Annotated in this window: 10 protein-coding genes and 1 pseudogene; 4 read left to right on the top strand and 7 right to left on the bottom strand. The window is 71.7% G+C overall.

Features of this window, described 5'->3' with window-relative positions; translation table 11 throughout:
* Nucleotides 1-147 precede the first annotated feature (147 nt).
* From nadD to QH283_RS14345, 5 genes and pseudogenes are all read right to left on the bottom strand, one after another.
* Nucleotides 148-789: a nicotinate-nucleotide adenylyltransferase gene (gene nadD / locus QH283_RS14365; protein WP_280503501.1), complete on the bottom strand. Its 642-nt coding sequence runs from the start codon at nucleotides 787-789 to the stop codon at nucleotides 148-150.
* A 22-nt stretch (nucleotides 790-811) separates the two neighbouring features.
* On the bottom strand, nucleotides 812-1,663 hold the full coding sequence (locus QH283_RS14360) for a hypothetical protein (protein WP_280503500.1): 852 nt from the start codon (nucleotides 1,661-1,663) through the stop codon (nucleotides 812-814).
* A 139-nt stretch (nucleotides 1,664-1,802) separates the two neighbouring features.
* The gene (locus QH283_RS14355; RefSeq protein ID WP_280503499.1) at nucleotides 1,803-3,227 is read right to left on the bottom strand and encodes a vWA domain-containing protein; all 1,425 of its coding nucleotides are present in this window, start codon (nucleotides 3,225-3,227) and stop codon (nucleotides 1,803-1,805) included.
* Nucleotide 3,228: 1 nt separating this feature from the next.
* The gene (locus QH283_RS14350) at nucleotides 3,229-4,104 is read right to left on the bottom strand and encodes an AAA family ATPase (RefSeq protein ID WP_280503498.1); all 876 of its coding nucleotides are present in this window, start codon (nucleotides 4,102-4,104) and stop codon (nucleotides 3,229-3,231) included.
* A gap of 57 nt (nucleotides 4,105-4,161) precedes the next feature.
* Nucleotides 4,162-5,427: pseudogene (locus tag QH283_RS14345) on the bottom strand (glutamate-5-semialdehyde dehydrogenase).
* A 94-nt stretch (nucleotides 5,428-5,521) separates the two neighbouring features.
* Between QH283_RS14345 and QH283_RS14340 the strand changes: the two are divergent.
* From QH283_RS14340 to QH283_RS14330, 3 genes are all read left to right on the top strand, one after another.
* Nucleotides 5,522-6,562: a ribokinase gene (locus tag QH283_RS14340; RefSeq protein ID WP_280503497.1), complete on the top strand. Its 1,041-nt coding sequence runs from the start codon at nucleotides 5,522-5,524 to the stop codon at nucleotides 6,560-6,562.
* A gap of 76 nt (nucleotides 6,563-6,638) precedes the next feature.
* Nucleotides 6,639-7,856 (top strand): RtcB family protein, encoded by a 1,218-nt coding sequence (locus QH283_RS14335; protein WP_280503496.1) that lies wholly within the window; start codon nucleotides 6,639-6,641, stop codon nucleotides 7,854-7,856.
* Between the two features lie 87 nt (nucleotides 7,857-7,943).
* Nucleotides 7,944-10,076, top strand: coding sequence for a RecQ family ATP-dependent DNA helicase (locus QH283_RS14330; protein WP_280503495.1), 2,133 nt, complete (start codon nucleotides 7,944-7,946; stop codon nucleotides 10,074-10,076).
* A 37-nt stretch (nucleotides 10,077-10,113) separates the two neighbouring features.
* On the opposite strand, the gene QH283_RS14325 is transcribed toward QH283_RS14330, so the two are convergent.
* Complete coding sequence (locus QH283_RS14325; RefSeq protein WP_280503494.1) at nucleotides 10,114-10,422, bottom strand: hypothetical protein; 309 nt, start codon at nucleotides 10,420-10,422, stop codon at nucleotides 10,114-10,116.
* Nucleotides 10,419-10,670, bottom strand: a complete 252-nt coding sequence (locus QH283_RS14320) for a hypothetical protein (protein ID WP_280503493.1) — start codon at nucleotides 10,668-10,670, stop codon at nucleotides 10,419-10,421. Before QH283_RS14320 ends, QH283_RS14325 begins: the two co-directional genes overlap by 4 nt.
* Before the next feature lie 81 nt (nucleotides 10,671-10,751).
* Between QH283_RS14320 and ligD the strand changes: the two genes are divergently transcribed.
* On the top strand, nucleotides 10,752-11,714 hold the full coding sequence (ligD, locus tag QH283_RS14315; protein ID WP_280503492.1) for a non-homologous end-joining DNA ligase: 963 nt from the start codon (nucleotides 10,752-10,754) through the stop codon (nucleotides 11,712-11,714).
* The last annotated feature ends 280 nt before the right edge of the window (nucleotides 11,715-11,994 follow it).

Genomic DNA, 11,994 nt, shown 5'->3' with positions numbered 1-11,994 from the left:
TATCACCTGTTGCTCGGAGACGTCTAGCACGACCACGGGGGGGGCCCGCTTCTCGGCGGCGGCGCGCGCCGCCACCTCGGCCATCGTGATCGCTTCGGGGGACGCGCTCACGCGCTCACCTCCGCGCGGTGCTCGTGTTCGTTCAACTCAGTTACCTTCCGAGGGGTCCGGCACGTACAGGTGCCGCTTCGATATGTACTGCACCACGCCGTCGGGGACGAGGTACCAGACCGGCCGCCGCTGCGAGGCGCGCAGGCGGCACTCGCTGGAGGAGATCGCCAGAGCCGGGATCTCGAGCATGGTCACCGCATCGTCGGGCAGGTCACGCAGGTGTTCCGCGAGATGATCGGTGTTCAGTTCGTAGCCCGGACGGCTCACCCCGACGAACTTGGCCAGTTCGAACAGTTCCGCCCAATCCTGCCACGACAGGATGTTGGCCAGTGCGTCCGCACCCGTGATGAAGTACAGCTGCGCGTCCGGGTACTGGGCCTTCATCTCCCGCAGGGTGTCCACGGTGTAGGTGACCTTGCCGCGGTCGATGTCGGCGCGGCTGACCGAGAACCGGGGGTTGGAGGCGGTCGCGATGACCGTCATCAGATACCTGTCCTCGGCCGGGCTGACCTTCTTGTGCGCCTTCTGCCACGGCTGTCCGGTGGGGACGAAGATCACTTCGTCGAGCTCGAAGCGATGCGCCACCTCGCTGGCGGCGACCAGGTGACCGTTGTGGACGGGATCGAACGTGCCGCCCATCACACCCAGCTTGCGGCGGGCCGACCCTGTCTCGTGCATGAGCAACGAGCTTAGCGGGGCCTCACTCGAGCATGTCGGTGAGCTGGCGGCGGGTGTGGTCCAGCTCGTTGGCGATCTCCCGGCTCGGCTGGTGCGCGGCGTGCTCCTGGAGTTCGGCCAGCAGCGCCCGCAACGCCTCGATGCTCGGCCGCCGGGACTCCACGGTGGTGGCGGCCCAGAACCGCAGCCACGCCGCCGAGCGCAGACAGCGGGCCCGCGGTCCGATCCGGCCGAGCTCGCCCCACAGGTCGGCGGCCCGCAGATAGGCCAGCGCGGCCGGGCCGTCGGCGCCGCAGGCGTCCAGCGCGGATGCCGCCGACCAGGTGAGCTGGGCGCGCAGCTCGCGGTGATCGGGCATTGCCCGGACCACGTGCGCGGCGGCGAGGTACTGCCCGGCCGCCGCCCGGTGGTCGCCGAGCAGGCGCAGCGAGCGGCCGTACTGGCCGCGCAGCACCGCCACCTCGGGGGCCGGGTAGGGCGCCGGCGCGGTGAGCCCGCGAGCGAACAGTTCGACGGCACGGGCGTGGCGTCCGGCGCGGTGCAGGGCGCGGGCGGCCACCAGGATCAGATGGGCAGCGGTCTCGCCGGACAGCGCCTCCCAGTGCCGGGCGGCGTCGAGCGCGGCCTCGGCCAGCTCGGTCTCGCGGTCGGTCGTCCCGGACAGCACCGTCACCAGCTGGGCGTGCAGATGTGCCAGCTGCTCGGGCGCCAGCGTCCCCTTCCCGGCGGCCAGCGCCGCGCGCAGGTAGCGCTCGGCCTCCCGTGGCGCGGTCAGCAGGCGGCCCGCCGCCTGTTCCCCGAGTCTGGTCGCCTCGTCCGCCCGATCGGGCTCGCGGCCGGTCGATGTCACGCCGTCGGGCGTCGTACTCCCCATGGCGGCGAATGCTGGCCAGCGGCGCCAACGATCCGCTTAAGGAATTCTGAACGCGGGCACGGCGCAGCGCCGGGAGCTCGGACGATCTCTCGGTCGTCCCAGGATCGAGCCGGGCGCTCGCTTCGTTAACCGCGCGGCGTCAGACCGGCAGCAGGCGCGAGACCACCTCGGTCAGCTGCCTGGCCGAGCGGCACTCGTGCATCTCCATCACGTCGCGGTACTTGTCGGCCGCCGAGTCGCCGGTCCCCCAGTTGTGGACCGGCTCGGGGTTGAGCCAGTGCGCGTGCTTGGCGGTGTCCACCAGCTCGCGCAAGGTGTCCAGCGCGGGGTCACGGTAGTTGCTGCGGGCGTCGCCGAGGATCAGCAGCGAACTGCGGCTGGTGACGGCGTCGGGGAAACGCTCGGCGAAGGAGCGCAGCGCGTTGCCGTAGTCGGAGTGCCCGTCGTAGCCGACCACGTCGGCCTCGGTCATGATGCGCGTCATCGACTGGTCGAGCTGGGTGTCGGCATCGAAGAAGCGGGTCACCTCGTCGGTGTTGTCGACGAAGGCGAAGATGCGCACCCGGGAGAACTGCTCGCGCAGCGCGCTGACCAGCAGCAGCGTGAAATGGCTGAAGCCGGCCACCGAGCCGGACACATCGCACAGCAGGACCAGCTCCGGGCGGCCCGGCCTCGGCTTCTTGTTGACCAGGTCGATCGGCACGCCGCCGGTGGACATGGACTTGCGCAGGGTGCGTCGCAGGTCGATCTCCCCGCGTCGGTGGTGCCTGCGCCGCACCGCCAGCCGCGAGGCCAGCACCCTGGCCAGCCGTTGGGTGCCGCGCCGCAGCTCGGCCAGCTCACGTTCGGAGGCGCGCAGGAAGTCGACGTCCTCGGCTTGCCGGGCTACGCCGTAGCTCGCCACACGCTCCTTGCCGATGCGCTCGGCCACCCGCCTGCGGGTCTCGGCGTCGACACTGGCGCGGAAACGGTCGATCCGCTGGCGCACAGCGCGGCGGGCCACCTCGGTCTCGAACTCACCCGCGTCCGAGCCGAGAGCCATACCCGCCAGGATCTTGGCCAGCAGGGTCTGCGGCTGCACGTCCTTGAGCGCCTGATAGGCCGAGAACGAGGGGCCGCGGGCGGACTGGTACTGCCCCATCTGCTCGACCATCTGGGCGGCCATCTGCTCGAGGGCCGCCTCGTCCTGGCGGGCGAGCATGTCGGCCAGCATCTCCCGGAGTCCGGGGATGTCCACCTCGCCGTCAGGTCTGCGCGGGATCTCGGGGATCTCGTCGACGGCGGCACGCTCACCGACCGCGACCGGGAACCACAGGTCGAACAGCCCGTCGAAGGTGGCGCGGTGGGTGGTGCGGCGCAGCAGCGCGCAGGCCAGGCCCTCGCGCAGCACCTCGCGGTCGAGCAGGTCGAGCACGGTCATCACCCGGCCCGCGTCCACCGTCTCCGAGGGACCGACCGGGATGCCACGCGCCCGCAACGCCTCGACGAAGCCGACCAGGTGACCGGGGATGCCGTGCTCGGCGCGCAGCGACACCGGCGTCTCGGGGGACGATCCGGTGCTCATCTCAGGCCAGTTTCAGCTCGGACAGCGCGCGCTCGTGGTCGCTGCGGTGTTTGAGCACGACGCCGAGGGTGGCGCGCACGGTGGCGTCGTCCAGGTCGTTCATGCCCAGGGCGAGCAGGGTGCGGGCCCAGTCGATGGACTCGGCCACCGAGGGCAGTTTCTTGAGCTGCATGCCGCGCAGCACGTGCACGATGCGCACCAGCTGCGCCGAGACCGCCGCCGACAGCTCGGGCACCCGGCTGGCCAGGATGCGCCGCTCCAGCTCCTCGTCCGGGAAGTCCAGATGCAGGTACAGGCAGCGGCGCTTCAGCGCCTCCGACAGTTCCCTGGTGGCATTGGAGGTCAGTACGACGAAGGGCTTGCGGGTGGCGGTGATGGTGCCGAGTTCCGGCACGGTCACCGCGAAGTCGCTGAGCACCTCGAGCAGCAGGCCCTCGATCTCGACGTCGGCCTTGTCGGTCTCGTCGATCAGCAGCACGGTGGGATCGGTGCGGCGGATCGCGGTCAGCAGCGGCCGGGAGAGCAGGAACTCCTCGGTGAACACATCGGCCTTGGTCTCGGCCCAGTCGTTCTCGCTGGAGGCCTGGATGCGCAGGATCTGCTTGGCGTGGTTCCACTCGTACAGCGCGCGGGCCTCGTCCACGCCCTCGTAGCACTGCAAGCGAACGAGTTCCGCGCCCGCGGTCTGGGCGACGGCGCGGGCCAGTTCGGTCTTGCCGACACCGGCCGGCCCCTCGATCAGCAGCGGCTTACCCAGCCGGTCGGCCAGGAACACCGAGGTGGCGGTGGACTTGTCGGCCAGGTAGCCGGTGGTGGCGAGCCGCTCGACGACATCGTCGACCGAGGCGAAGATCGGCTCCTGTACTGCGTCGGCCACTGGTCTTTCCTTCCTCGTCCGGGGACACACCGCGTGCCCGGACCGTTCACTACCGCGTCACGCGGGCCTGGTCTGGCCCTCGCCCCACACGATCCACTTGGTGGAGGTCAGCTCGGGCAGGGCCATCGGGCCGCGCGCGTGCAGCTTCTGCGTCGAGATGCCGATCTCGGCGCCGAAGCCGAACTGCTCGCCGTCGGTGAAGGCGGTGGAGGCGTTCACCATGACGGCGGCGGCGTCGACTCGGCTGGTGAAGGCGTTCGCGGCCGCCAGGTCGGCGGTGACGATGGCCTCGGTGTGGCCGGTGCCCCAGGTGTTGATGTGGTCGACGGCCGCGTCGAGGCCGTAGACCACCATAAAGGCGATGTCGAGGGTCAGGTATTAGTCGGCCCAGTCGGTCTCGGTGGCGGGGACCTGGCCGGGCAGATCGCCGTGGATGGTGACGCCCGCGGCCTCGAGCGCGGCGGTCAGCCGTGGCACGGCGGTGTCGGCGATCGCCGTGTCGATCAGCACCGTCTCGGCGGCGTTGCACACGCTTGGCCTGCGGGTCTTGGCGTTGAGCAGGATGCGCTCGGCCATGTCGAGGTCGGCCGCGGCGTGCACGTAGACGTGGCAGTTGCCGGTGCCGGTCTCGATGGTCGGCACCGTGGCGTCGCGCACGACCGCGCTGATCAGGCCGGCCCCGCCGCGCGGGATCACCACGTCGACCAGGCCGCGGGCCTGGATGAGGTGGGTGACGCTGGAGCGGTCGTGGCTGGGCAGCAGGTGCACCGACTCCTCGGGGATGCCCTGACCGCGCAGCGCCTCGCGCAGGATCTCCACCAGCGCGGCGTTGGACTCGGCCGCCGAGGAGGAGCCGCGCAGCAGCGCCGCGTTGCCCGACTTCAGCGCCAGGCCGAAGGCGTCGACGGTGACATTGGGACGAGCCTCGTAGACCATGCCGACCACGCCGAGCGGCACCCGCACCTGGCGGGTCTGCAACCCGTTGGGCAGGGTCGAGCCGCGCACCACGACGCCGATCGGATCGGGCAGCGCGGCCACCTGGCGCAGCCCCGAGGCGATGCCGTCGATGCGGTCCTCGGTCAGCCGCAGCCGGTCCAGCAGGGAGGCCTCGGTTCCGGCCGCCTCGGCGGCGGCGATGTCCTCGGCATTGGCCGCCAGCACCTTCTCGGCGTTCGCCAGGAGGGTGTCGGCAGCGGCGTGCAGGGCGTCGTTCTTCTGCGCCGTGGTCAACTGGGCGAGGGCGCGCGAGGCGATCCTGGCCCTGCGCGCGGCCTCGTGCACTGCTTCGCGCACATCGAGTTCGGCCGTCGTCTCCACCGTCATGGGGTACAGCCTACGCACCGGTATCAACGGCTTTCGCGCTGCTCCATCCCCCGAACGCCCGCGCCCGCGCCCGGTCCGTGATTGGGTTCCCGGCATGGACGACGGCACGGAGCAGGCAGGACGGGCGCCGGTGATCGCGGTGCTCGGCAGCGTCAACATGGATCTGGTGACCACCGTCACACGACGGCCCGAGCCCGGCGAGACGATCGCAGGCCGCGATTTCGCCACCGTGCCCGGCGGCAAGGGCGCCAACCAGGCCGTCGCGGCGAGCCGTTCGGGCGGGCGGGTGCGCTTCCTCGGCGCTGTGGGCACCGATGTGTTCGCGCCGCGGCTGCGCGAGACGCTCGACGCCGCCGGGGTGGACACGGGCCGGTTGCGAACCGTCGACGGACCGAGCGGGATCGCCACCATCGTGGTGGACGACAGCGGGGAGAACAGCATCATCGTGGTCGGCGGCGCGAACGCGGCGATGACCGAGCTGACCGACGACGATCTGGCCGTGATCGCCGCAGCCGACGTGCTGCTGTGCCAACTCGAATTGCCGGTGCCGACCGTGGCGGCCGCGCTGCGGCACGCCAGGGCCAACGACACGCTCACCCTGCTCAATCCCTCACCGGTGCGGGAGCTCGCGCCGCGGCTGTGGGCCGAGGTGGACATCGCGGTGGTGAACCGGGGCGAGGCACGGCGGCTCGGCGCGGTGCTGGACGGGGTGCCCCACGTGGTGACCACGCTCGGTGGCGACGGTGCCCGTCACCGCGGGCCGGACGGCACGCGACTGTCGGTGCCGGGGATCGCGGTTCCGGTGGTGGCCACCACCGGCCCCGGTGGCCCGGTCACCGGCCCCGGCGCCGGCGCCAGGGCACCCGGCCCCCCCGCCGGGCGGGCCGCCCGGCGACTGGCGGGGCGGGGGTCCGCGGTGCCGGGGGTGCCCCCCACCGGCGCCGGTGACGCGTTCACCGGCGCGCTCGCGGTCGCCTGGCATCGCGGACCACAGGACGCGTTGCGCTGGGCGTGCGCGGCGGGAGCGCTGGCGACGACCGCTCTCGGGGCGAGTGCGGCGGTGCCGGACCGTGCGGCCGTGGCGGCGCTGCTGCGCGAGGAGCTGCCCCGCTCACTGCCCGAGAAATTCGAATGATCTTTCGGCCCGCGCTGTTTACCGTGGAAATCGCCGGCGGCCGTTCCGTCGCCGGAAATTCGGAAGGATCGAAAGCATGTTTCCCGTCGAGTTGTCCGGCACCCGGGCACGGACGTTGATGTGGGCCCACGAGAGCGATATCGAACCCGCGGCTGTGCAGCAGCTGCGCAATATCGCCCGTCTGGAACGGGTGCACGGCGTCCGCGTCATGCCGGATGTGCATCTCGGCAAGGGCGCAACGGTCGGCTCGGTGATCGCCATGCGCGACGCGGTCGCCCCGGCGGCGGTCGGCGTCGACATCGGCTGCGGCATGGAGAGCGTGCGCACCGACCTGACGGCCGCCGATCTGCCCGACGACCTGCGGTCGTTGCGGGCGCGCATCGAGGCGGCGGTGCCGGTGGGCTTCGCCGCGCACACCGCCGAGGTGCCGGTGCGATCGCTGGCCGCGCGTTCGTCGGGCATCACCACCGACACGCTGCGCTCCGGCTGGGACCGGTTCTGGAAGCGCTTCGGTGAACTCGACGAGCGGGTCGCGCCGCGGGAATCCAAGGCGCACAAGCAGATGGGCACCCTGGGCGGCGGGAACCATTTCATCGAGGTCTGCCTGGACACCGAAGACCAGGTGTGGATCCTGCTGCACTCCGGCAGCCGCAATATCGGCAAGGAAATCGCCGAGCGGCACATGGAGATCGCGCGCACGCTGCCGCACAACCAGAATCTGGTCGACCGGGATCTGGCGGTGTTCCTGGCGGACACCCCGGAAATGGCGGCCTACCGGCACGACCTGACCTGGGCACAGGAATACGCCGCACGGAATCGGGCGGTCATGCTGGCGCTGGTGTGCCAGGCGGTGCGCGAGGAGTTCCCGTCCCGCGAGGTGCGTTTCGACGTGCCGATCTCCTGCCACCACAACTACGTGGCCGAGGAGATCATCGACAAGACGCCCATGCTGGTGACCCGTAAGGGCGCGGTCCGCGCGGGCGAGGGCGACCTGGCGCTCATTCCGGGCTCGATGGGGACCCGCTCCTACGTGGTCCGCGGCAAGGGCAACCCGGAGTCGTTCTGCTCGGCCTCGCACGGCGCGGGGCGGCGGATGAGCCGCAACGCCGCCAAGCGCCAGTTCAGCGTGGCCGACCTGGTCGCGCAGACCGAGGGCGTGGAGTCGCGCAAGGACGCCGGGGTGCTCGACGAGATCCCGGCCGCCTACAAGAACATCGACGAGGTCATCGACGCCCAGCGCGACCTGGTCGACGTGGTGGCGACGCTGCGGCAGGTGCTCTGCGTCAAGGGCTGACCCGCGACCGCCCCGCGGCATGTGGATCGTTCGATGTCCACATCCCGCGGGGCGGCGGGCTGTCGGGTGTCGGCGGGGTGGGGCACGATGGGTTCCGTGACCACGGCGAGCGGAAGTCCAGCGATCGACCTCACCGCACCCGACCTGCGCGAGCGGGCCGAGGAACTGCTCCGCGAACTCGCCGGGCCCGACGCCCGCCTGCGCGAGGACCAGTGGACCGCCATCGAGGCGCTGGTGGTGCGGCGGCAACGGGCCCTGGTGGTGCAGCGCACCGGCTGGGGCAAGTCGGCGGTCTACTTCATCTCCGCCAAGCTGCTGCGCCTGGCCGGGCGCGGTCCCACCGTGATCGTCTCCCCGCTGCTGGCGCTGATGCGCAACCAGGTGGCGGCGGCCGAGCGCGCCGGGGTGGTGGCCGCCACCATCAACTCCGGCAACGTCACCGAGTGGGACGAGATCCACGAGCGGGTCGCCCACGGCGCGATCGACGTGCTGCTGGTCAGCCCCGAACGGCTCAACAATCCCGACTTCCGCGACCAGGTGCTGCCCCGGCTGGCCGCCGACGCCGGGCTCGTGGTGATCGACGAGGCGCACTGCGTCTCGGACTGGGGTCACGACTTCCGGCCCGACTATCGCCGTATCCGCACCCTCGTCACCGACCTCGGCTCCGACGTCCCGGTGCTGGCCACCACCGCCACCGCCAACGACCGGGTGGTCACCGACGTCGCCACCCAGATCGGCACCGACACCATGGTGCTGCGCGGCAGCCTCGACCGCGAGTCGCTGCACCTGTCGGTGGTCCGCTTCGACGACGCGGTGCGGCGCACCGCCTGGCTGAGCGGGCACCTGCACCGGCTGCCCGGCTCGGGCATCATCTACACCCTCACCGTCGCCGCCGCGCACGACCTCGCCGACGTGCTGAACTCCCACGGCCACCACGTCGCCGCCTACACCGGCCAGACCGACCCGGCCGAACGCGAGGCGCTGGAGAACGCACTGCTGCGCAACGAGGTCAAGGCGCTGGTCGCCACCTCCGCGCTCGGCATGGGTTTCGACAAACCCGACCTGGGGTTCGTGGTGCACGTGGGCGCCCCCTCCTCCCCCATCGCCTACTACCAGCAGGTCGGGCGCGCGGGTCGCGGCACCGAGCGCGCCGAGGTGGTGCTGCTGCCCGGCCCGGAGGACGCGGCGATCTGGAGCTACTTCGCCTCGGTGGCCTTCCCGCGCGAGCACATCGTGCGCACGGTGCTCGACACGCTCGACCACGAACGGCCCATGTCGACGGTGGCGCTGGAGCCGATGGTGGAACTGAACCGGTCCCGCCTGGAGATGGTGCTCAAGGTGCTCGACGTGGACGGGGCGGTGCGCCGGGTGCGCGGCGGCTGGCTGGCCACCGGGCAGCCGTGGGAGTACGACGCTCCCCGCTACGAGCGGCTGGCCGCCGCGCGTGAGGTCGAGCAGCAGGCCATGCTGGAATACCAGCACACCACCGGCTGCCGGATGAACTTCTTGCGCCGCCAGCTCGACGATCCGAGCCTGCCCGCCCTCGACGGCGCCACACCCGGCTGCGGCCGGTGCGACAACTGCACCGGGCAGCGCCCCGACATCTCGGTCGACGCCGAGGCCGTCGCCGCCACCCGTGCCCGGCTCGACCGCCCCGGCATCGACCTGGCCCCGCGCAAGCAGTGGCCGACCGGCATGGCGAAGCTGGGCGTGCCGCTCTCGGGGAAGATCAGCGCGGGCGCGGACACCGGTCGGGTGCTGGGCAGACTCACGGATCTGGGCTGGGGGCAACGGCTGCGCGCGCTGCTGGACGGTCCCGACGGCCCGGTGCCCGACGCCGTCTTCGAGGCGTGCATCGCGGTGTTGCGCGAGTGGGACTGGGCGGTACGGCCGAGTTCGGTGCTGGCCATGCCCTCCGAGCAGCACCCGGTGCTCACCGAGAGCCTGGCCGCCCGGCTCGCCGAGGTGGGCAGGCTGCGGCCGCTCGGCACGTTGCGCCCGCGCCGGGACCGGCCGCCGGTCTCGGCGGCGAACTCCGCGCACCGGGTGGCCGGGTTGTACGACTCGTGGGAGATGCCCGACCTCTCCGATGCGCCGGGGCCGATCCTGCTGGTGGACGCCGTGACCGACACGGGCTGGACGTTCACCGTCGCCGCGCACGCGTTGCGGCAGTCGGGGGCCGACGCGGTGCTGCCGTTCGCGCTGGCGAGCGTGACCTGATTCACGCCAGACGCGGTGCCCGGATCACACCAGCGTGTCAGAGACTGAGCGTCGCGCGGAGGCTGGCGTCGAGGGCTTCGGTCTCCTCGGCGGTGAGCATGCCAACGTGGGTGCTCAGCCACGGACGGTAGGCGCGGTGCAGTTCGAGCGCGTCCACCCAGCCGTAGTCGGTGTAGACACCGAGCACGTGGCCGGGATCGTTCTGCACCACCGGGACCACGTGGACCCACCGGTAGGGCGAGCCGATGACAGCCGGGTCGGAGACCAGCACCACGGTGCTCCGGCGCGGCAGCGGGGTGCCGTCGCTCAGTGCGGGGGTGTAGGTCCAGATCTCGCCGCGCTTCATGCGGCCCCGCGCGAACGTCGCCTGGCGTCGGCGGCCGCCTGCTCGGCGATGTCGACGTCCGCGCGCGCGGCGGCCTGCTCGGCTTCCTCGTCCACGGGCAATTCGGACAGACTGTCCCGCACGAAGGCGGTGCGCAGGGCGGCGTTGACGACCTCGGACAGACTGCGGTCCTGGCGCTCGGCGGCGGCTCGTGCCCATGCCGCGACCTGGGGGTCCAGAGTCACCGTGACATGCGCAGCCTCGCTCATGCCACATGCATACCAGCCCCTGGCGCGCGACGGAACCGGTCTTCGGCCACATCTTCCGGCCGGGGCGCTAGGGTCGCAGAGATGGCCGGTAAGTCGGCGGCCCCGGCGGTGGAACTCGACGTCGGCGCCCATCGGGTACGCGTCACGAACCCGGATCGGGTCTACTTCCCCCGGACCGGGGCGACCAAGCTCGACCTGGTGCGGTACTACCTGTCCGTCGGCGACGGCATCGTCAACGCGTTGCGCGAGCGCCCCTGCATGCTGCACCGCTTCCCGAAGGGGCTGGCGGGCGAGAAGGTGCATCAGAAGCGGCTACCCGCGGGCGCACCGGACTGGGTGCACACCGTGCGGGTCTCCTTTCCGCGCTACGGCCGCCACGCCGACGAGCTGTGTGTGCACGAGTTGGCCGAGGTGGCGTGGGCCGTTCAGATGAGCACCGTGGAGTTCCACCCGTGGAACTCGCGCGCGGCCGACACCGAACGGCCCGACGAGTGGCGCATCGACCTCGATCCCATGCCGGACTGCCCGTGGTCGCGGGTGCGGCGGGTGGCCGGAGTGGTGCGGGAAGTGCTCGGCGAACTCGGCGCGACCGGCTGGCCGAAGACCTCGGGCGGGCGTGGCCTGCACGTCTACGTCCGCATCGCCCCGGAGTGGTCGTTCACCGAATTGCGCCGCGCCGCGCTGGCTTTCGCCAGGGAGGTGGAGCGCCGCGCGCCGAAGGACGTGACGACGACCTGGTGGCGGCGCGATCGCGACCCGAGGATGCTGTTCGTCGACTACAACCAGAACGCCCGCGACCACACCATCGCGGCCGCCTATTCGGTGCGCGGCGTGCCCGAGGCCACGGTCTCCACACCGGTGCGCTGGTCGGAGATCCCGGAGATCGATCCCCGCGATTTCACGATGCGCACCGTGCCTGCCCGCTATGCCGAACTCGGCGACCTGCACGCCGGGATCGACGCCGCGGTCTTCCTCATCGACGAGCTGCTCGAATGGGCCGACCGGGACCGGATCGAGGAGGAACCGGAACAGCCCGGCGATTGACCGGCTCGAGCTGAGCGCAACTCTGGACCGGGCCGCCGGACTGCGGCAGGCTCGGTCAGCGGACGCGGAGAGGCCGGCTCGGATGCCGGGCGGGCGACGAGTGATTCGCCGTCGGCGCGCCCGGCGGCGCGGAGGAGGTGTGCCTCGTGGGTGGGTCGGTGGTGCCGATCGCGATCGGTCCGAAGGGTCGCGGCACGGCCCTGCTGGAGCGGGCGGTGGCCGCCCCGGGGGGCGCACAGATGAAAAATAGACACCCCGCCCCCGCGATAATGGGGGGGCG

This window comes from Nocardia farcinica (assembly GCF_029867845.1).
Lineage (GTDB): Bacteria > Actinomycetota > Actinomycetes > Mycobacteriales > Mycobacteriaceae > Nocardia > Nocardia farcinica_A.
Note: the sequence above shows the minus strand (reverse complement) of the source record. Positions and strands in the feature narration are given on the sequence as shown.

Bases quoted from the DNA above. Each gene is read 5' to 3' on its own strand.
- nadD (WP_280503501.1), bottom strand. From the start codon at position 789: ATGCACGAGACAGGGTCGGCCCGCCGCAAGCTGGGTGTGATGGGCGGC.
- QH283_RS14360 (WP_280503500.1), bottom strand. From the start codon at position 1,663: ATGGGGAGTACGACGCCCGACGGCGTGACATCGACCGGCCGCGAGCCC.
- QH283_RS14355 (WP_280503499.1), bottom strand. From the start codon at position 3,227: ATGAGCACCGGATCGTCCCCCGAGACGCCGGTGTCGCTGCGCGCCGAG.
- QH283_RS14340 (WP_280503497.1), top strand. From the start codon at position 5,522: ATGGACGACGGCACGGAGCAGGCAGGACGGGCGCCGGTGATCGCGGTG.
- QH283_RS14335 (WP_280503496.1), top strand. From the start codon at position 6,639: ATGTTTCCCGTCGAGTTGTCCGGCACCCGGGCACGGACGTTGATGTGG.
- QH283_RS14330 (WP_280503495.1), top strand. From the start codon at position 7,944: ATGGGTTCCGTGACCACGGCGAGCGGAAGTCCAGCGATCGACCTCACC.
- QH283_RS14325 (WP_280503494.1), bottom strand. From the start codon at position 10,422: ATGAAGCGCGGCGAGATCTGGACCTACACCCCCGCACTGAGCGACGGC.
- QH283_RS14320 (WP_280503493.1), bottom strand. From the start codon at position 10,670: ATGAGCGAGGCTGCGCATGTCACGGTGACTCTGGACCCCCAGGTCGCG.
- ligD (WP_280503492.1), top strand. From the start codon at position 10,752: ATGGCCGGTAAGTCGGCGGCCCCGGCGGTGGAACTCGACGTCGGCGCC.